Genomic DNA, 20,297 nt, shown 5'->3' with positions numbered 1-20,297 from the left:
TTCAAGCCGTGGGATAACTGTTCGCTGTAGCCACCCTGATCTCCGGCCTACGATTTTGATTAGGCGGGCGGTCTGCCAATTGGTCGGCTCGGCCGTATCTCAGTGCCTATTATTAAACCGATCAGCGACCTGACAGTGGATTTGCACATCAGCTATAAGCGCAAAAATGCAACTCCACGTATCGTTCCTAGCCGTGCTCAGAAAAATAGAAATGCAGTCCGCGCCGCTACTATGAAGAGTATCGCGATAGTAGAATTCCGTGGGTGCAAGTCCGCGTTGGTGGATTATGGGTAATCGCGTGTACGAACGCCGTGACACCGCAAAGGCAACCGACGATCATCAATATTACCAACAGCGACCACATGGTCCCCCTTATGCTCAAGGGTTCATTTTAGAACACCAGTTATGGAAAATATTATGAGACACACTCCAAATGCGATACAGCCAAAGATAGGGAACATGAGAAGCGTGCCGGTTCCGTTTGGGTCCTCCACCGGTTTGCCAGGCACAAAAACCCGGAACCTGGAGTCAGCAAATCTACTTAGTCTTTCACGCTTGACAGTGCACTTCCGAATGGAAACAACAAAGACAGGGCGGGGCCGGAATCCCACGGAAGGTTCCGGCCCCGCTGTTTGTAAGAAATAGCGAATCTAGGATCAAGGTCAAAAATTATCGACGTCTAGATTGGTAAACGGTTCCCGCGATTGCGGCTACGCCGAGTAAGGCCATGGCTGCGTATAGCCAAGCCAAAGAACTAGTTCTTATCAGGGCGCTTGTTAAGAGCATCACAGAAAATATTGTGTATAAAGACATAGAGATAAGCCAAAGCCGACGGCCCAAAGTGTCTCCTTTCGACGGCCATACCTACCGCAGACGTAATCTTAATCAATTATCAGTGGAACGGGCGGTAGAGCTTGACGCGGATAAAAAGGATCGTCGCAAGCAACGACGGTGGACGTTCCCGCCGCTGCTCCGCCTATCAAGGCCAGGGACAGATTAATAGCCGCTCCTGCGCCGATTGGACCCGTCACGGGAATAGATGCGGCCGAAAACACGATAGCCGCAGCTGACACCAGCAGCGCTCCTTGAGAGAAAGCGCACTCGCCTGCCAGGAGACCGAGTGGGTCCGAGTTGTTGATTGGATCATTGGCGGAGTAAGCATAACGGTTGGCATTAGCTGGGTCCAGGGGCGCGTCCAAGGTGTCCATTTGGGTCCAGCGGCCGATGCCCGGGTTGTACCAGCGTTGTCCGTATTTTACCCAGCCGGTGGCCCGGTCTTGGAGCCCGATCTTGAAGGTGTACGGGTTCTGCGGCACACCCAGGCCCCCGGAGTCTTCGGTGAGGGTGGGCTTGCCGTAGGGGTCGTAGGCGTAGGCGAAGGCCACATACTTGCCGCTGGTGATCAGGGCGGCGGGGTTGCCGGTTCCGTCGTAAACATACAGTGACTGCATGCCGGAGCTGGTGCGCAGCATCAGCGGTTCACCGGTGACGGGGTCGTGTTCCACATAGGCGGTGAGGTTGTCCTTCTTCAACTGTTCGATCACCGGTTGGCCCTGGGCGTCCGTTCGGCCGTAGGTGAGCTGATAGGTGCCCTGAGGCGTGGTCTGGGACAGCAGCTCGTTCTGGGCTGGGCCTGCGTATTTGTAGGTGTAGGCCTTCCCGCCAACGGTGGCTGTCGTCATCTGTTCGGCCCCGTTGTATTTGTATGATCCGGCGGGATCGGCGGTGAGGTTCCCGGCGCCGTCGAAGGCGTACCCGGCGGTGGTGATTTGATTGGCGGCGTTCGCGGCCAGGGTTTGTGTGCCGGAGGGGCCGCCGGCGGTGAGCCGGTTGCCGCGGGCGTCGTAGGTGTAGGTGTAGGTTGCCGGGGAGGGCCCGCCGGTGACAACTGCTTTGGTGAGCCGTCCTGCCCCGTCGTATGTGTAGGCGGAGACAGCCCCGGACAGGTTGTCCTTAATCCACTGGACCTTGGTGCGGTCCGAGGCGGGGTTGGGTGTGCAGTTAGGTGCCGTGGTGCCTGTGGTGTAGCAGTAGGACAGGTCCATCACCGGGGTGTTGTCAGTATTGCCCGGCCCGGTCTGGGCGGTGACGCGGGTGACCTTCCCAGCAGAGTCGTAGTCGGTGTGGGTGTGGGCGGCCCACCCGGTGCGGTCCTTGTTGGCCTGCAGCCAGGAGTCGGTACGCCTGCCTTTGTCATCGACAGCGAACGCGAGGGTCTTTTCCGTACCGTCCAGCAGATACTTCAAGGTGGCCGGCACCCCGGCGTCGTCGAACTCGTATTTGGTGGTGCCGCGGCTGTCGGTCGTAGCGACCAGGTTGGAGGCTTTGTCATATCCGTAGTCGATCGTTCCGCCGCCTGCGGAGTTGGCGCGCGAGGTGAGGCGTCCGAGCCGGTCGTAGGCGTAGGTGGTGGTGCCGGAGCCGTCGACGCGTTTGGTGGTCCGGCCGTCGGCGTTGTAGGTGTAGGTGATTTTCCCGGTGCCGTCGGAGAAGGATTGGGTGAGGATCCGGCCGAGGGTGTCGTAGGTGTAGGTGGTGGTGTTTCCGCGCCCGTCGGTGGCCGTTTTGGTTCGTCCCCATTCGTCGTAGGTGAAGTCCTTGGCGGCCAGGGAAGAGCCGGTCACCGGGGTGATCCGGGTGAGTTGGTGTTCGGCGTTGTACGTGTATTTGGTGGTGTTGGTGCCGTTGCCCGGTCCCTGTGCGGTGGCGACGGTGCCGTCGGCGTTGTATGTCAGCGCAGCGGTGGCGGCGAGGGCGTCGGAGGAGGAGAGCATGTTCCCGGACCCGTTGAAGGTGTAGGTGCTCTTGTTCCCGGCATCGTCGGTGCTGGAGGTGGCCAGGTACTTGGTGCTCGCTGCTGTGTTGCCGTATTCGGCCTTACCTGTTGCGCCGGTTGAGGACTGGGACCCGGTGAGGGACTGTCCGGTGTTGGCTCCGTAGGTGTTGGTGGTGGTGCCGGCACTCGTGCCGGCGCCCTGGGTTGCGGTGAGGGTGTCGAAGTCCGCCGTGTAGGTCTTGGAACGGGTACGTCCGACCGCGTCCACGACATTGGTGACCCGTCCGGTGCCGTCCAGGGTGTAGGTGGTGCGCGGGACGGCATTCACGGCGGCGGCCTGATCGGTATTCGGTCCGGCGAGCAGCACCTGGGTGGCCGAGACGTAGGAGAGCCTGGTGGTGGAATCGCCGGGAGAGCCGGCGCTGTCGTTCAGCTGCTCGATCTTCGTGACGCGGCCCTGGTTATCGTACGTGAAAGTCACTGCCGATCCCGTGGGTGAGGTGATCCGGGTCAACAGCGACCCGCTGTAACCGAACTTTGTGGATTTGCCGTTCACGTCCTGGTAGATGACCATGTTCTGGCTGTAGTCGTCCTTGCCGAAGGTCGCGGACCGGGTGTTGCTGCCAGCGGTCTGGCTGATTTTTTCGACCAGTCCGCTCTGGGATCCGTAGCTGACGGTGGCGGTGCGGGCCGCCTCGCTGGCCCGTGTGCCGACAATCTTCGTGGGACGGGCACCGTTGTAGGTCAGAGTCGTCTTGTTGCCGTTGCGGTCGGCCAGGGATACGGCTTTGCCGTCCGCGTTAAACGTCTGAACTTCGGCGGTGGTACGGGAGGTCAACGTGTAACCGGTGGCGGTCTTAACCAGGTCCGCTTTCACACCCGCCGGGGGAGTGAAAGCTGTGGTGGAACCGGAAACCGGGGTGAAGAGGGCGGAGTAGCCGTCCCCGGAAGTGAATAGAACACCTTTGGAAGTGGTGGAGAGGGTGCCGGCGGAAGCCAGGGCTAGATTCCAGCGCGGACTGGTGAACGACGATGCGTCGTCCGTGGAACGGGAGTTGTAAACCATGCCCAGGCTCGCGTCGCCGTTAATGCCGGGAAGGCTGAGGGCACCGATGGACACGGAGAGGTTGCCAGTTCCGACGTCGACTGAGGCGCTGACTGTATCGCTGACCGGGACTGGTAACGGGGTTGCCCCGGGACGGGACCCCAGGAGTCCTATAGTGTTCTGCGCCCCGGTTGATGCACCGGGAACGGCTAAGGGTGCGTAGGCCTGGACCGGGCCGGCGAAGCCCAGGACCAGGGCTGCGGCCGTTGCGGCGGCAGCGAGTGAGCCGGCTTTTTGGGCACGGCGGGATAGCGCTATTGACATGATGACCCCCGAGAAATCCGAGACTGACGCGGAGGCTGATTGCTCCGGTGAGTGCACGCTAAGCCTGGGGCATGTCCTTTGTCTGTAGCAGTGGAATACCCGTTTTCTCGCCGAAATACAGGTAGTTGCAGATTGTTGGAACTTCGAGGCAACGCCGGGAACGAAGGGGATGCGTCTCAATGACTTCGAGGAAATTTCTCACCGCACCTTCAGCACCAACCCCTATCTGCCTACTGGTGCGCCTCATTGTTGATTGCTTAAGGCCTCGATGTGAAAGTAGTTCCGCGGTGCCTGCGTCACGTCTCAGTGAAGGTGACACTGGATACTAACGGGCAAATGTTCCCGGATAAAGAAGAGTCCGCACGTGCAGCCCTCACCGAAGTGCTGGCCGCTCGTGCGGACTCCTTGCGGACTAAACCCCGTTTAGCCGCGGATTCCAGCTAGACGCCGTAGTAGAGCTCGAACTCGAACGGGTTCGGACGCATGGCCAGGGGCAGGATCTCGTATTCACGCTTGTACTCGATCCAGCTGTCGATCATGTCCTGGGTGAACACGCCGCCGGCCTGCAGGAACTCGTTGTCGTTCTCCAGGGCCACCAGTGCCTCTTCGAGCGAACCCGGAGCCTTCTGGATGTGCTTGGCCTCTTCGGGCGGCAGCTCGTAGAGGTCCTTGTCAATCGGGTCCGCCGGCTCAATGCGGTTCTTGATGCCGTCCAGGCCTGCCATCAGCTGGGCCGAGAAAGCCAGGTACGGGTTGGAGGAGGGATCCGGTGCGCGGAACTCGAGGCGCTTGGCCTTCGGGTTGGAACCGGTGATCGGGATGCGGATGGCAGCGGAGCGGTTGCCCTGCGAGTAGACCATGTTCACCGGGGCTTCGAAGCCCTTGACCAGGCGGCGGTAGGAGTTGACCGTCGGGTTGGTGAAGGCCAGCACAGCCGAAGCGTGCTTGAGCAGGCCGCCGATGTACCAGCGGGCCAGGTCCGAAAGGCCGGCGTAGCCCTTCTCGTCGTAGAACAGCGGCTCGCCGCCGTTCCACAGCGACTGGTGGCAGTGCATGCCCGAACCGTTGTCACCGAAAATCGGCTTCGGCATAAAGGTGGCGGACTTGCCCCAGGCGTCGGCGACGTTCTTGACGATGTACTTGAACTTCTGCAGGTCGTCAGCGGCGTGCGTCAGCGTGGTGAACTTGTAGTTGATTTCGGCCTGGCCGGCGCCGCCGACCTCGTGGTGGGCGCGTTCGACGGCGAGGCCCACGTTGTCCAGCTCGACGCTGATGGCGTCGCGCAGGTCGGCCTGCTTATCAACCGGGGCCACCGGGAAGTAGCCGCCCTTGTACGGGGTCTTGTTGCCCAGGTTGCCGCCGTCTTCCTCGCGGCCGCTGTTCCACGGTGCCTCGATGGAATCCACCTTGTAGAAGCTGCCCTTGGGGGCGGATTCGTACTGCACGTTGTCGAAGATGTAGAACTCGGCCTCGGAGCCGAAGAACGCAGTGTCGGCGATGCCGGTGGACGCGAGGTAGGCCTCGGCACGCTCGGCAACACCGCGCGGATCGCGGTGGTACGGCTCGCCGGTGCGCGGGTTCACGATGGAGAAGTTCAGGGCCAGCGTCTTCTCGATGCGGAACGGATCCAGGAACGCCGTGGTGACGTCGGGGATGAGCTGCATGTCGGATTCGGCGATGCCCTGGAAGCCACGGATGGATGAGCCGTCGAACAGCTGACCGTTGACGAAGAAATCGGCATCTACGGTTTTGGCCGGCACGTTGAAGTGCTGCTGCACTCCGGGAACGTCGGTGAATCGGATGTCGACGAACTTCACTTGCTCGTCAGCGATGAACTTGAGGACTTCGTCCGCGTTCTTGAACATCGTTTCTGTGCTCCTATACAACTGTTTGGATGGAGGACCTCGGGCTGCAAGACCAAAGCTGGCGCCCGGTCCTTTGACCGTCCGGCGCAACACCTTGACCTTAGAAGGACCCGGTTTCCCGGCGGTGACACGTGTGTTTCCGGCACGTTACGCAGTCGGTGGTCTCCCTTCCACCCTATCCGCAACTGTCCGGGGCGGTGATAATAGGAGGTTTATTTACGGCCCGGCCACCCGGGTAGTCTTTAACCGTGGTCGATAGAAGCGATATAGGTTCCTGGCTGCAAGGCCCTCCCTCCGATGAGAGCACCTGGCCGGGCAAGGGCCTTGGCCGGCCCCGGACGGGTCCGGGTTCAATAGCCCGTGTAGGGCCGCGCCTGGGCGCGTTGGTCATTGACTGGGCCATCGCTTCGCTGATCGCCTACTGGCTTTTCGGCGGTGACGACTTCGCGATCCTCGGCATCTTCGCCGTCGAACAAATAATCCTGGTCAGCCTGCTCGGCTACAGCATCGGCCACCGTGTGTTCAGCCTGCAGGTGCAGAAAATGGACGGCCGGGCTGCGGGTATTCCGGCCGGCATTGTCCGCACCCTGCTGCTGTGCCTGGTGCTCCCGGCTGTTGTCTTCGACGCCGACCAGCGCGGACTGCACGACCGTGCCATGGGAACCGTCCTGGTGAAGGTTAAACACTAAGCTTTCCTTTTCCGCCTGCCTGCGGCAGGCTCGGGGCATGAAGCTCCTTATTCTCGGCGGCACCGCCTGGCTTGGACACCGCACCGCACTGGCGGCCGCCGCGGAAGGACATCAGGTCACCTGCGCAGCGCGCGGCATCTCCGGCGCCCCGCCGTCCGGGGCCGCGTTCCTGTCGATTGACCGCGACGCCGACGGCGGCCTGGCGGAAGCGGCAGGGCAGCAGTGGGACGCGGTCATCGACGTGTCCCGGCAGCCCGGGCAGGTCCGGCGGGCCGTGCGGGACCTGGCCGATGCGGCGGACTTCTACGTATTTGTGTCCACCGGGAACGTCTATGCCAGCCAGAAGGAGTGCGGGCAGGACGAAGATGCACCGCTGCTGCCACCGCTGACATCCGACGTCATGGAGTCCATGGAGAGCTACGGCCCGGCCAAGGTGGCCTGCGAGCAGGCCGTAACGTCCGGGTTCGGCCCGTCGCGCCGGGCGATCGTGCGGGCGGGGCTGATCGGCGGTCCCGGCGACACCTCCGGGCGCAGCGGATACTGGCCGATGCGCTTCGCGCATCCCGCCGACGCCGGCGGCAGGGTCCTGGTGCCCGAGGCCGGCGCGCAGCCCACACAGCTCATCGATGTACGCGACCTCGCCCAGTGGCTGGTGGACCTGGCCCGGGAACGCACCGCGGGGATTTTCAACGCCGTGGGGGATACCGTTCCCCTGGCGCAGCACTTGGCCGCCGCCGCCGCGGCCGCAGGGCCCGGAACACTGCTGCCGGAGCACGAACCGGCAAGCACCGGTGCGGCCGGGGAGGAACGGGGCAGCGCCGTCGCCGTCGCCCAGCAGTGGCTGCGTGAGCAGGGTGTGGGGGAATGGTCCGGTCCCCGCTCGCTCCCGCTGTGGCTGGAAGATCAGGACTGGCAAGGCATGAATGCCCGCTCGAATGCGCGGGCGCGCCGGGCAGGGCTGACGCTCCGGCCCCTGGAGCAGACCCTTGCGGACACACTGGCCTGGGAAGAGAACGAAGGCATCAACCGGCCCCGCGGCGCCGGTCTGTCCGGCAACGAAGAGCGGGAACTGCTGGCGCGCCTTGATGCTGGCCCAGGCGCGGTCACGGCTGGACGGGGAAAGGCCGAGTCCTAGGCCGGATACAACAAAAGGGCCCCTCGAGAGGGGCCCTTTTGGTAGGAACGGCTAGCGTCCGCGGGTAGCCTTGCGGTCCGGGCGGGCACGGTAGGGGTCAATGCCCTTGGGGATCGGCAGCCGGGTTCCCAGTGCGGAGAGACGCTGGTTGACGGCGGCGACTTCCTGCTTGGTCAACTGCTTGGGCAGCTTCTTGGCCGTGGGTGCCACCTTGGCCAGGGGGACCTGCCCTTCCCCGTTTCCGGTCTGGATGACGGTGACCGGAACCTTGGGGGCGATGCGGTTCATGCGCCGGCGTTCGCCGTCGGCCAGTGCACGGGCGCGGGTCGGGGAGCCTTCGGTAACCAGGACAATGCCGGGACGGCCAATGGCGCGGAACACCGCTTCCTGGGTGCGCGGGTTGACCGCAACGGGCTGCTCTTCGAGGATCCAGCCGCGGCGGAGCACACTCAGGGCTGCACCGGAGGCACCGGGCTGTCCTTCGATCTGCGAGAACGCCGCCCGCTCTGCGCGCCGGGACAGGATGAACACCGCGGCGAGCAGGCCAAGCGGGATGGCGATGATCAGCAGTGTGATCCAGTTGTCGATGAGCAGGCCGATCAGCAGGCCCACGGCGATGATGCCGAAGAAGGCACCAAGCATCAGCCATACAACGTTCGGGTCATTCCGGCGGGTCATCTTGAAGATGTCCACCATCTGCTTCATGCGCCCCTGCTTCTTGGGCTTCTTTTCCCCCTTCGGCTTGCGGGAAAAGGCGCCCTTGCGGGGGGTCTGGGATGCGTCGGAATCAGTGCTTTTGGCCATAATAAGTCAATTCTACGTGATGCGGGCGTGCTGTATTGAAGGGCGTGCGGATGTGACACGCGCCGTGGTGCAACGGTATGCGGGGCGGGTGCCTCAGCTGCGGGCGAGGATGGAGGAGGCTTCCTGCAGGGTGGTGCCGGAATCCTCGATGTGTGCCAGCTGCGGGGGCAGTTCCCGGCCCTTGCGGCGCATTGCTCCGGCCCACAGCCGGCCGGCGCGGTAGGAGGAACGGACCAGCGGACCGCTCATCACGCCCAGGAAGCCCAGTTCCTCTGCTTCGGTACTGATGTCCACGAATTCCTGCGGCTTGACCCAGCGGTCCACCGGGAGGTGGCGTTCGCTGGGGCGCAGGTACTGGGTGATGGTGAGCAGGTCGCAGCCGGCATCGCGCAGGTCCTTCAAGGCACCGGAGACCTCTTCGCGGGTCTCGCCCATGCCCAGGATGAGGTTGGACTTGGTCACCATGCCCATGTTCTGGCCCTGGGTGATCACATCCAGGGACCGCTCGTACCGGAATGCGGGCCGGATGCGCTTGAACAGGCGCGGCACCGTTTCGACGTTGTGGGCGAAGACTTCCGGCTTCGCCTCGCAGATATCGATGATGTGCTCCACCTTGCCGGAGAAGTCGGGAATGAGGATTTCGACGCCGGTGCCCGGGTTGAGTTCGTGGATCTTGCGGATCGTCTCGGCGTAGAGCCAGACGCCTTCGTCTTCCAGGTCATCCCGGGCCACGCCCGTCACCGTGGCGTAGCGCAGGTTCATCTGCTGCACCGAGCGTGCCACCTTGAGCGGTTCCATCCGGTCCAGGGCGGAGGGCTTGCCGGTGTCGATCTGGCAGAAGTCGCAGCGCCTGGTGCATTCGGACCCGCCGATGAGGAAGGTGGCCTCGCGGTCCTCCCAGCACTCGAAGATGTTTGGGCACCCGGCCTCCTCGCAGACGGTGTGCAGGCCTTCCTTCTTCACCTGCTTCTTCAGCTCCACGAATTCGGGGCCCATGTTCACTTTGGCCTTGATCCATTCGGGCTTGCGTTCCACCGGGACGGCGGCGTTGCGCTGTTCGATGCGCAGCAGGCGGCGTCCTTCAGGGGCGAGGGTCACAGCAGGGCTCCTTTCGGCCGGCCGTCGGCAGGTATGGCGCCGCGGCCGGGGAGTTCTGTCGGGGTGGTGCCGGTCAGTTCCGCCGTACGGGCGGCAAGCTCGGACTCGATCCGGTCAACGACGTCGGCCGGGGACACGGTCATGCCGGTTTCGGCGCTGATGGAGGTGGTGCCGGCGTCGGTAATGCCGCAGGCAATGATCTGGCTGTACGGAGCAAGGTCGTTACTGCAGTTCAGGGAGAAGCCGTGCATGGTTACGCCTTGGTGGACGCGGATGCCGACGGCGGCGATTTTGCGGTCCGGGGTGCCGAAAGGCTGCCCGTCTCCGCGCAGCCACACTCCCGAGCGGCCCTCGATCCGGGTGCCGGTAATGCCGTATTCCTGCAGGACGGCGATGACGGCGGCCTCCAGGGCTGCTACGTATGCCTTCACATGGGCCGGGTCGGCCAGGCGCAGGATCGGATAGCCCACCAGCTGGCCGGGGCCGTGCCAGGTGAGTTTTCCGCCGCGGTCCACGTTGATCACGGCAGTTCCGTCAAACGGGCGCTCATGCGGTTCGGTACGGCGCCCCGCCGTGTATACCGGGGTGTGCTCAAGGAGCAGGACCGTATCGGGGGAAGAACCCTCAAGGACCTGCCGGTGCAGTTGCTGCTGGAGATCCCAGCCTGCTGAATAATCCACGTAGTGCGGAGCCAAACCTACGCGGGTGAACTCCAAAGCCATGGGGCCTAGCCTAGACCCCCGCAGACGTAATGTGGACCACATCCCCGACGGCGGCGCAGGCGGGGGTTCCGCGCGGCTGCGGCAGGCCCCGGCCCGGCCCCCGGGGGCGACTACCTTGTGGATAACCGGTGTGCCCGTCCGGGGCAGGTTAACACTTGGGTGCCATGGACACCACGCCCAATGACGGACGCCCAGGCGTACCGCCGCATGAGACCTTTTCCCCGGAAGCCGGCACCGATGCCCCCGGCCGCACCGCTCCTGCTGTACGGGGGTTCTCCGTGGACCGGCTGCTTGGAACGGGCGGCAGCGGTGCCGTCTGGCTGGTGCGCGACGCCGCCGGCTCGGCCTTTGCCCTTAAGGTCCCGGCCGGGGCGGGACACCACGGGTTTGAAGCCCGGCGGGAAGTGAACGTGCTGGCCCGGATGGAGCATCCGCATCTGGTCCAGCTGCACGGGGTGGCCGAGACCGACCAGGGTGAGGGGCTGCTGGTGGGGTATGCCGCCGGAGGCAGCGCCGCAGCCCTGGTCGCTGCCAGGGGACCGGTTCAACCCGGTGAAGCGGTCAGTGTGCTGGTCGGGATTGCCGGGGCGCTGGGCTACCTCCATGCGCGCGGGGCAGCGCACGGAGATGTTTCTCCGGCCAACATCCTGTTCACGGCCGAGGGCAAGCCGCAGCTTGCAGACTTCGGCCAGGCGCGCCTGCTGGGGGAGCCGGGAACCTCGGCGCCGGCCACCCCGGGGTTCGAAGCGCCGGAGGTTGGCGGCAGCCGCCAGAGGCAGCGCTCCCGGCAAAGTACCCTCGGGGCAGCCGCCGATGTTTATGCGCTCGCCGCCGTGGGCTGGTTCCTGCTCACCGGCAAGCCTCCTCCGCCTGTTCGGGACCGCCCGCCGCTGTCGATTCTGGTTCCCGGGGTGGGGCGGGAGCTGCCCGCCCTGCTGGAGGCGGGACTCTCGGAGGACCCGGACGTGCGTCCCGGGGCAGACGAGATGGCGGCACGGGCCTACCGCGGCGCCCGCCCGCTGCCGGTGGACCTGGTGGCTTCCGCCCACCCCGAGGTGCGCCCGGACCTGCTGACCCGGCGGACAGGTTCGGCTGCCCGTGCAGGCGGAACGAAGAAGGGCCGGGGAAGGCGCCCCCAGAAGGAGCCCAACAGGGAGGGGGAGCGGAACAGGGGAAGGGGCCGCATCAGCGGGAGGGGTACGCGGCAGTTCCGGCGGCCGCTTCCTCCGCACCGGCGCAGGCCGGCGGGCACCTTTGTCCGCGTTGCTGCCACTGTCCTGGTGGCTGCAGTGCTTCTGCTGGCCGGAGTGGCGCTCGCAGCGCCCGACCTTCTCCGGGCCGAAACCAACCGGTCCGCCGGGCCGGCCAAGGATGCTCCCCTGGAACCGCGGCCGGACGGCGGCAGCGGCGAGGGCGCGGAAACCCGTACAGAGGATGTTGGGCACGGCAATCCGGACGGAGCCTCCGGCGATGACACGGGTGACGGTGCGGCCGGGCAGGGGAGGGGAGAGGCGCAGGGGATGCAGGGGGAGCAAACGCCGGCAGTGGAGGTCCTGCTGGCCACGGCTGCTGCCGCCGATCCGGCTGAGGCGGTCCCGGCGCTCGCCGAGCTGCGCGCCCGGGCGTTCCGTACAGGCGACCCGCGCCTGCTGGCCCATGTGGACGCACCGGAATCGCCGGCTTTGTCCGCAGATGAGGAACAGGTGGGCAGGCTGGTCCGGGACGGACAGGCCCTGCGGGGTCTGGAGATGCAGGCAAGTGTGCTGGCTCCGGACACCCCCGCTGCCGGCGGATCCGCCGCGCCGGCTGAGGTCACGGTGCAGTTGCGGGTCAGGTTGGAGGTTTCTGCCTACCAGCGCGTGGGCAGGGACGGTTTGGTCCTGGAAGACGCATCCGCCCGGCAGCAGGAAGTGGTGCTGGTGCTCGTGCAAAGCGGCGGCACCTGGAAGATCAGCACGGTCCTCGGCACGGATTAGGCAGGTTGCTGCCGGATCTAGCGTGAGCTGAAAGATAGGATCGGTCTATGAGTCCAACTGCTTACCTTCGTTACCCAGACCTGCACAACGACCTGGTCACCTTTGTGGCGGAAGACGATGTATGGATGGCTCCCGTCGCCGGCGGCCGGGCCTGGCGGGTGTCCGCCATGGGGCTGCCGGCCCGCAGCCCCAAGTTCTCCCCGGACGGCACCCGGCTGGCCTGGCATGCAGTGCAGGGCGGCGCGCCGGAAATCGTTACGGCCAATACCGACGGCGGAGACTTCCGCCAGCTGACCTACTGGGGCAGCCAGAGCACGCGCCTGAAGGGGTTCAATTCCGCCGGACGGGTCATCGCGACCACGTCCGTGGAGCAGGAGGACAACCGGCTCCGCTGGGCCTTCGAAGTTCCATTGGACGGTGCGGCGCCCGTCAAACTGCCCTACGGTCCGGTGGAAACGCTGGCCGAGGGCCCCGCCGTCGGTGATGAACGCCCGCTGGTGATCGGCAGCATGCTCACCCGCGAGCAGGCCTGGTGGAAGCGCTACCGCGGCGGCACCGCAGGCAAGCTCTGGATTGATGCCGACGGCAACGGGGAGTTCGAGCGCCTGGTGCCTGAACTGGACGGCAACCTTTCGGACCCCATGTGGATCGACGGCCGCGTTGTCTTCCTCTCGGACCACGAGGGCTACGGCAACCTCTACTCCGTGACGCCGCAGGGAACGGACCTCCGCCGCCACACTGACTTTGAAGGTTTCTACGTCCGGCACGCGTCCTCGGACGGCAGCCGCATCGTGTTCGAATCCGCCGGCCGCATCTGGCTCCTGCCGTCGCTGGATGCCGAAGCGCAGCCGCTGGACATTGTCCTTGGTTCGGCAGGCACCGCACGGCGCCCCCGGCCGCTCGACGCTGCCAAGCACCTCGCCGAAGCCGTGCCGGATGCCGCAGGCAACGCGAGCGTGGTGGAAACCCATGGCACACTGCATTGGCTCGCCCACCGGGACGGACCCTCCCGTGTTATCGAAGCGGACTCCTCGGTGCGTGCCCGGCTCGGCCGGCCGCTGGGGGATTCCCGTGCGGTGTACGTCAGCGACCGTGACGGCGAAGACGCCGTCTACATTCGAAACGTTTTCGAGGACCTTCCGGCTGCTGGGACAGCGGGCCGCAAGGGAACAGAATCGGTGCCGGCGGCGGACACGGCCAGCGGGCTTGTCTTGCCCCGCCCGGTTTCCGCAGCGGGAACGGGCCGCACGGCAGCCGCCACGCCGGTCGCCTCACCGGTTGACGATCACCAGGGTGAGACGCCCGAGCCCGGCGATTCCGGCCATGCTGATTCGCCGGCCGGAACGGTACGCATCGGGTTTGACCGCCCCACCCGCGTCAGCCAGCTGGCGGCCAGCCCGGACGGCAACAGCGTGGGCGTTGCCACCGAATACGGCGAAGTCTTCCTCCTGGACGTCCGGACCGGGGAACTGCACCCGGTAGCCTCCTCTGATTTCGGCGCAGTGGATCACCTGGCATTCTCCCCGGACTCGCAGTGGCTCGCGTGGGCGGAGCCGGCCAGTGCCGGCGGCGGGCGGTCCCGGATCCGGCTGCGGTCTGTCAGCAGCAGCAGCGAAGCGGGGATCATCGACGTCACGGACGGCCGCTTCAGCGATCATGACCCGGCCTTCACCCAAGACGGCAAGTACCTGGCCTTCCTGTCCGAACGCAGCTTTGACCCGGTATATGACACACATCGGTTCGATCTGAGCTTCCCGTCCTCCACCAAGCCCTTCATGGTCGCCCTGGCCGCCGGCACGCCGTCGCCGTTCGGTCCGGCGGTGTCCGGCGGAACACCCGCAGCAGAGGAAACCAGCGGCAGCGAAGAGGAGAACCAGCCGGTCCCCGAAGTCCGGGTTGACGCTGAACGCATCGCCGACCGCATCATTGCCGTACCGGTGCCGCAAGGCCGCTACGAAAAGCTCCGCACTGCCGGGAATGCCCTCCTGTGGCAGGCCACGGACATCTTCGGCGTCACAGGTGACGGCCGGGCTACGTCTGCAGACAGGGAACCGGCATCACGGCTGGAACGGTTCGACCTTGCCAAGAAGGACGTGTCTGTCCTGGTACCCGCACTGGATACCTACGAAGTCAGCGCTGACGGTTCGCGGCTCGTGCTGCAGCACGAGGGGAACCTCCGCGTGGTCCCGACCGCTTCCCGCGTGGAGGAAGACTCAGCAGACAACGTCCGGGTAGACCTGGGCCGGATCCGGGTACGCATTGACCCGGTCAAGATGTGGGGCCAGGCCTTTGACGAGGCATGGCGGCTGCAACGCGACTTCTTCTGGGCCCCGGACATGGCCGGAATTGACTGGGAAGGCGTCCGGGACCGCTACCGCCCGCTGGTGCAGAACCTCGGCAGCCACGATGACTTGGTTGACCTGCTCTGGGAAATGCACGGTGAACTTGGTACCTCCCACGCGTATGTCACCCCCGCTCCTGCAGCGGAGCCCGGCTCCGGCGCCCAGGGCTTCCTGGGTGCGGATCTGCGCCCGGCAGCCGGAGGCTGGGAAGTGGTACGGATCCTGGCCGCCGAGTCCTCCGACCCGCAGGCGGTCTCGCCGCTGAGCGCCCCGGGTGCCGATGTCCACCCCGGAGACATCATCGCCGCAGTGGACGGTGTTCCGGTTCCGGCGGACCAGGGACCGGCTGCCCTGCTGGCCGGTGCTGCCGGCCGCGCCGTAGAGCTGACAATCGTCTCTGCGTCCGCGGACGGCGAGGCACCCGGACAGCGGCGCATCGCCGTCGTTCCGCTGGCCTCGGAAGAGAGGCTGCGTTACCAAAACTGGGTCAGCGCCAACCGGCATACTGTCCGGGAGGCCTCCAACGGCGAGTTCGGCTACCTGCATATCCCGGACATGGTGGCCAACGGCTGGTCCCAGCTGCACCGTGACCTTGATGAGGAAGCCTCCCGCAAGGCGCTGGTGATCGACGTCCGCCGCAACCGCGGCGGCCACACTTCCCAACTGGTTGCCGAGCAGATCGGACGGAAGGTCACGGCATGGGAAAACCCGCGCGGCGGCCAGCCTTCCACTTATCCGGCGCACGCACCACGCGGACCTGTAGTGATCCTGACGGATGAGTTCGCGGGTTCCGACGGCGACATCATCACCCAGACCTCGAAACTTCGGGGGATCGGTCCGGTTGTCGGCACCCGCACCTGGGGCGGTGTGGTCGGCATCGATGGCCGGTTCAAACTGGTGGACGGAACCGCAGTGAACCAGCCGCGGTACGCCTACTGGTTCACCGGCGGGGTCGGCTGGGGAGTGGAGAACCGCGGCGTGGAACCGGACATCGAGGTGGCCTTCCCGCCGCACGCCTACGTTGCAGGCGACGATCCCCAGCTTGAGCACGGCGTGGGAATCCTGCGGGAAATGCTCACTGAACTGCCCACGGACCAGCCGCCGGCCCGGGAAGGCTATCCCGTCCTCCAGCCCGCACCGCTGCCGCCCCGGCCGCAGGGCCGGCAGGGGGAGCGGCCGCAGGATGACGGCGGCCTGTCCATTCCGGCACCGGTGTCCGCAGGCGCGGCAGGTAATGACGGAGCCAAGGACAACCGGCACTAACGGCGTCGAAGGGTCTGGACTTCAAAACGCGGTCCGGGCCCTTTCGGCGTTGAAGGCGTGGGGGCGCAGGAGTAGCCTCGCAAAGATGGGCATTTCCCGCGATTTCCCCAAGCATCCAGCCGTCGCTGGCACCGCTCAAGATGGGAGCAAGGAATGAGTACCGGAATCCGCCCTTCATATTTGCGCTGGGGGCCCATAGGGCTTGTTGCCCTCGGCGGAGCAGCGGGTGCCGCGAGCCGCGAGGGTCTAAGTCTGGCGATCCCGAATCTCGGCTCGGTGCCGGTGGCGATCCCGATCATTAACGTGGTGGGTGCGTTTCTGCTCGGCTACCTCTACGAGGCGGTCACCCGTCTCGACAAGGCGCGTCCGACCGGTGCGAACCTCAAGCTGCTGCTGGGCACCGGTTTCTGCGGTGGCTTCACCACCTACAGTTCGCTGGCCACTGACACCGCTGTGCTCTTTCGCGACGGGTTACCCTGGCCGGCGGTGATCTACGCCCTCGGCACGGTGCTGGTGGGCGCCTGCGCCACCTGGGCGGGCATCGCCATTGCGACTGCTGTCAATAACCGCTCCGGCCAACACCGCAAAGATGAGCAGGAGGACGCTACATGACTCCCGGAATTTTCCTGCTGCTGGCGCTTGCCGGCGGGGTTGGGGCCACGGTGCGGTTCGTCGTGGACGGACTTATCCGCGCCCACTCCAACACGCGGTTTGCGTGGGCGACGACGATCATCAACGTCTCGGGTTCCCTCGTGCTGGGCTTCCTCACCGGCCTGACCATCGCGCACTTTGTGTCTACCGACTTCAGCATCGTGATCGGAACCGGGTTCCTCGGCGGCTACACCACCTTCAGCACGGCGAGCTACGAGACTGTGCAGCTGATCAAAAAGGGCCGGTTCGGGGCGTCCTTCATCAGCGGCGTGGTGATGCTCGTGCTCTCCGTAGCGGCCGCGGCGATTGGACTCTGGATCGGCGCTGCCCTGTAGCACCCGTCCTGGATCCGGCCCTTATGGTGGGCCGTCATACTCAGCTCCTGTACAGAAGATGCTGCCTGGCGGGGCCGCAACCCGCATCAGGTGTACAGAAGGCAATATGGCCACAGCCAGTCCGGGGCACCCTGCACGGGACGGCCTAGGGGCGTTTGGCTGCGGGAATGTAGTGGGCAATCACCAGGAACACCCAGGTGGTGAGGATGTACGGCCAGGTGTAGGTGGGAGCATTCAGGTCATGCATGAACACCGTGACCACCGCGGTCACCACGGTTCCGATGACGGCCAGGACCCATGAGACCGTGTTGCTCTTCAGGAAAACGACGGCGAGGGCAATGGCGGTCAATACACCGGAATAGCCGGCCAGGCCGTTTGCCGTCTCGGTGAGGGCCTCTCCCATCGCCAAGGCGCACAGGCTGCCCACCACGCTGCCCAACAACCCGGCGAGCCCCACTTTCCAGCCCGCTACGAAGAGGCCTAGCAGGATCAGGGCCCCTGACCACACGTTGTTGATCAGTACTACCTCAGACACATTCGTCAGTAACGAGCGCGCGAAGGCAAGCGGAGCCGAGTCGATGGTTTGTGACGGTCCGGAACTCACATGCAGCGCCTCGGTGCTGAGCAGTATTCCTGTCGCAACAATGCAGAACGGTGCCGTCGTCGACGGCAACCCATAGACTCTCAGCGGCGTTTTCGTGAACAGGGCGACCACCAGCCACGTGACCGGGGCGCAGAGCGCACCGCCGATGAGCGCGATCGGATACGCCGCCCACTGGCCGCCAATGGCCGAATACGTTGCAGCACCGGCCAGGGCGCCGCAGAAGCCCTGCAAGCCCGCGGTAACGGAAGAGGGATCGGCCCGAAGCAGGCGCCCTGCCACTGTGTTTCCCGCGCAGCCAATCAGCACGAGCAGGGCCATGCGCCAGTCGGCCACGACGAAGGCGGCCAAGATCAGCAGCGCCGTCCAGACGTTGCTCTGGAAGAAGATCTGGGACAGGCCCTGTCCCCACCCCTTCAGCCAGCCTGAACCCGAGATAGCCGAATCCGGGTTGGCCGCACCTGCACTGCTCACGTCGTGTCCTTTCCCGGGGCGCCGTCAGGCGGCGCTTGGGCGGGTCGCGGTCCGGCCCACCGTTCCTCCACCCGGCCGAACCTCCAGTACGCCGTCGAGACGAGCCAGACGAGCACGAGGGTTCCTACGACGATGTAGCCCACGTTCTCCAGGTCAATGCCGGCCACCCACCCCGTGAGCGGGTCGCGCAGCCCGAGCTTCTCATTCAGCAGGCCAACCAGTTCGATGCCGCCGATCATCACGGCGATCATCACGGAGAGGCCGGTGATGGTGAGGTTGTAATAGAGCTTGCGGATCGCGTTGACGCTCGCCCAGCCGTAGGCTTTGACCATTGCGGCCGAGTCGAGCGTGTCGAACAGGCTCATGCCGGCCGCGAAGATCAGCGGCAGGCAGAGGATGGCGTACCAGGGGAGCCCGGTTGCCGCACCCGTTCCGGCCAGCACGAGCAGCGCTATCTCGCTGGCGGTATCGAAGCCGAGCCCGAACAGGAAACCGACCGCGTACATTTTGCCCGGCCGGTCGATTGACCGCATCATGGGCCGGATCAGGCGGCTGATGAAACCGCGGCCCTGCAGATGCCGCTCCAGCTCCAACTCATCCAGATCTCCGTCGCGCGACGCCCGCCAGACCTTGAGGATCCCCATAAACGCGACGGCGTTGATGAGTCCGATCAGCAGCAGGAATACTCCGGAGATAACCGTGCCGAACACGCCGAGGCCGTTCCGGACGGCGTTCCCGTCATCGCTCAGTCCCACGGCCCAGCTGACCCCGAGCGCCAGCAGGGCCGCCATCAGGAACACGATGGTGGAGTGGCCGAGGGAGAAGAACAGGCCGACGCCGGCAGCCGGCTTGCGCAGGTCGACGAGCTTGCGGGTGGTGTTGTCTATGGCAGCGATGTGGTCGGCGTCGAAGGCGTGCCTGACGCCGAGGACATAGGCCACCACGGCAATGCCCACTCCGAAGACGGATGAGCCGAGCTGGAGATGCAGCGGCTCGACCAGGACGAAGAACAGACCGAAGCCTGCAATGTGCAGGAGCACGACTGGAATGAAAGCACGTACCACCTGCGCCCGGTAGGAGCGCCCCTGCGTCGCGGCTTCCGCTTGCGTGTTGTCTCGCACCGTTCCACCCCTCTCTAGCTCTTGCGGATCACGGGTGCCCGTTTCCCGGTCAGCAACTCGTGCACGGCGGCCGCGGCGGCCGTGTTCGCTGCGGCCACGGCCACGGTGTCGTTGCCTACCAGCCGCATCCACACACCGGCTTCACCGGGTAACGTGCTCACCCCGAAGATCAGGTCGCCGCCGCTCTCTGCGACTGCCCGGTGCATGGTATCGGCGAGCTGAGCCGGCGGTACGAGGGGCGTGAAGACGTAAAGCATCGCAAGCACGTCATGGTTCGCGAGCACGCCGAGCCCGTTCACGCCGTCGGACCCTCCCGGCTCTCCTGCCCCGGGGCACAGCCTCACCCGGTCCAGGGCAACGAGCCGGCCGTCCGGACGCCGCACCTCGAGGTCGGAGGCGTACACGTCATAGGCATGGCGTTCGCCGCGGGCGAGCCTGCCGGCGTACAGGGTCTCGCCGAGCAGCAGGGTGGCCGACGCGTCGACCACCGCCGATGTCTGCTGGTAGAAGCGCGAACCGGCGAAGGGGACCACGGCCTCGGGCAGGTACTCCGCGTAGGCGCCTTCTTCGACAGCGATGTTCATAATCGCGGAGGCGTAGTCGTGCTCCATCCGGTAGACCCGTGTCTGGGTCTGGGTGGTCACATGCGCCGACGTGCCCGGCCCGAAACGCAGATCGGTGCGCAGCCTGTCTCCATGCAGGATGCCTCCGCCTGCCGACATCAGGTAGGTGTAGGCCATATCCGGGCGCAGCTCGTTGTAGTAGAGCGGATGCATTATCTGCAGCGGTGACTTCTGGTAGTGCTGCACCAGCTCGGTGCGGCCCCGGTTGCGGTCGAACCCCAGCTGCAGAATGCCCACCTTACCCGGGCTGCCAACGGGCAAACCCCGCCAGATTTGAGCCTGGTGCAGCACTTCTGCCGGCACCCGGGCCGGCTCATAGAACGCCGGTTCGAGCCGGTAGCCGCCCCTGCTCGGTTCCCGGCCGCCGGCCGGCGCGGGGCGGGGCAGTGCACTCACGCTGGCGAGCCGGGCTGCACCGGCAGCGGTGTTTCCGGCCGGTTCCGCCATAGTTGC

14 protein-coding genes are annotated in these 20,297 nt (G+C 65.4%); 6 read left to right on the top strand and 8 right to left on the bottom strand.

The features are described from left to right. Positions 1-881: 881 nt before the first annotated feature. Together LJ754_RS10845 and glnA are read right to left on the bottom strand one after the other, a co-directional pair. Positions 882-4,145: an RHS repeat domain-containing protein gene (locus LJ754_RS10845; RefSeq protein ID WP_227926563.1), complete on the bottom strand. Its 3,264-nt coding sequence runs from the start codon at positions 4,143-4,145 to the stop codon at positions 882-884. Positions 4,146-4,585: 440 nt separating this feature from the next. Continuing rightward, positions 4,586-6,010 (bottom strand): type I glutamate--ammonia ligase, encoded by a 1,425-nt coding sequence (glnA, locus tag LJ754_RS10840; RefSeq protein WP_227910888.1) that lies wholly within the window; start codon positions 6,008-6,010, stop codon positions 4,586-4,588. A gap of 248 nt (positions 6,011-6,258) precedes the next feature. On the opposite strand from glnA, the gene LJ754_RS10835 reads away from it, so the two are divergent. Both LJ754_RS10835 and LJ754_RS10830 read left to right on the top strand, forming a co-directional pair. Then, positions 6,259-6,699 carry an RDD family protein gene (locus tag LJ754_RS10835; RefSeq protein WP_227926562.1) on the top strand — a complete coding sequence of 147 codons (441 nt, stop codon included), beginning with the start codon at positions 6,259-6,261 and terminating at the stop codon, positions 6,697-6,699. A gap of 37 nt (positions 6,700-6,736) precedes the next feature. Further along, complete coding sequence (locus LJ754_RS10830; RefSeq protein ID WP_227926561.1) at positions 6,737-7,834, top strand: NAD-dependent epimerase/dehydratase family protein; 1,098 nt, start codon at positions 6,737-6,739, stop codon at positions 7,832-7,834. Positions 7,835-7,885: 51 nt separating this feature from the next. Here the strand turns inward: LJ754_RS10830 and LJ754_RS10825 are convergent, their stop codons facing one another. From LJ754_RS10825 to lipB, 3 genes are all read right to left on the bottom strand, one after another. Further along, positions 7,886-8,638: a DUF4191 domain-containing protein gene (locus LJ754_RS10825; protein WP_227910891.1), complete on the bottom strand. Its 753-nt coding sequence runs from the start codon at positions 8,636-8,638 to the stop codon at positions 7,886-7,888. Between the two features lie 93 nt (positions 8,639-8,731). Next, on the bottom strand, positions 8,732-9,736 hold the full coding sequence (gene lipA / locus LJ754_RS10820) for a lipoyl synthase (RefSeq protein ID WP_227910892.1): 1,005 nt from the start codon (positions 9,734-9,736) through the stop codon (positions 8,732-8,734). Beyond that, on the bottom strand, positions 9,733-10,458 hold the full coding sequence (lipB, locus tag LJ754_RS10815; protein ID WP_227926560.1) for a lipoyl(octanoyl) transferase LipB: 726 nt from the start codon (positions 10,456-10,458) through the stop codon (positions 9,733-9,735). The genes lipA and lipB overlap by 4 nt, the downstream gene beginning before the upstream one ends. Before the next feature lie 164 nt (positions 10,459-10,622). Between lipB and LJ754_RS10810 the strand changes: the two genes are divergently transcribed. The 4 genes from LJ754_RS10810 (at position 10,623) to crcB (ending at position 17,025) form a co-directional block, all read left to right on the top strand. Beyond that, entirely contained in the window at positions 10,623-12,434 is a 1,812-nt protein-coding gene (locus tag LJ754_RS10810; RefSeq protein ID WP_227926559.1) for a protein kinase domain-containing protein, read from the top strand. 47 nt (positions 12,435-12,481) lie between these two features. Next, positions 12,482-16,039 (top strand): S41 family peptidase, encoded by a 3,558-nt coding sequence (locus LJ754_RS10805; RefSeq protein ID WP_227926558.1) that lies wholly within the window; start codon positions 12,482-12,484, stop codon positions 16,037-16,039. A 153-nt stretch (positions 16,040-16,192) separates the two neighbouring features. Further along, positions 16,193-16,651, top strand: coding sequence for a fluoride efflux transporter FluC (locus LJ754_RS10800; RefSeq protein ID WP_227910896.1), 459 nt, complete (start codon positions 16,193-16,195; stop codon positions 16,649-16,651). Next, positions 16,648-17,025 (top strand): fluoride efflux transporter CrcB, encoded by a 378-nt coding sequence (gene crcB, locus LJ754_RS10795; RefSeq protein ID WP_227926557.1) that lies wholly within the window; start codon positions 16,648-16,650, stop codon positions 17,023-17,025. Before LJ754_RS10800 ends, crcB begins: the two co-directional genes overlap by 4 nt. Before the next feature lie 145 nt (positions 17,026-17,170). Here the strand turns inward: crcB and LJ754_RS10790 are convergent, their stop codons facing one another. The 3 genes from LJ754_RS10790 to LJ754_RS10780 all read right to left on the bottom strand — a co-directional run bounded on the left by LJ754_RS10790 (position 17,171) and on the right by LJ754_RS10780 (position 20,291). Next, positions 17,171-18,100, bottom strand: a complete 930-nt coding sequence (locus LJ754_RS10790) for an urea transporter (protein ID WP_227926556.1) — start codon at positions 18,098-18,100, stop codon at positions 17,171-17,173. Continuing rightward, positions 18,097-19,140: a HoxN/HupN/NixA family nickel/cobalt transporter gene (locus LJ754_RS10785; RefSeq protein WP_227910899.1), complete on the bottom strand. Its 1,044-nt coding sequence runs from the start codon at positions 19,138-19,140 to the stop codon at positions 18,097-18,099. The genes LJ754_RS10790 and LJ754_RS10785 overlap by 4 nt, the downstream gene beginning before the upstream one ends. A gap of 95 nt (positions 19,141-19,235) precedes the next feature. Further along, on the bottom strand, positions 19,236-20,291 hold the full coding sequence (locus LJ754_RS10780) for an urease accessory protein UreD (protein WP_227926555.1): 1,056 nt from the start codon (positions 20,289-20,291) through the stop codon (positions 19,236-19,238). Between the last annotated feature and the right edge of the window lie 6 nt (positions 20,292-20,297).

Origin of the sequence: Arthrobacter sp. zg-Y40 (assembly GCF_020731535.1) — a bacterium.
GTDB lineage: Bacteria > Actinomycetota > Actinomycetes > Actinomycetales > Micrococcaceae > Arthrobacter_B.
Note: the sequence above shows the minus strand (reverse complement) of the source record. Positions and strands in the feature narration are given on the sequence as shown.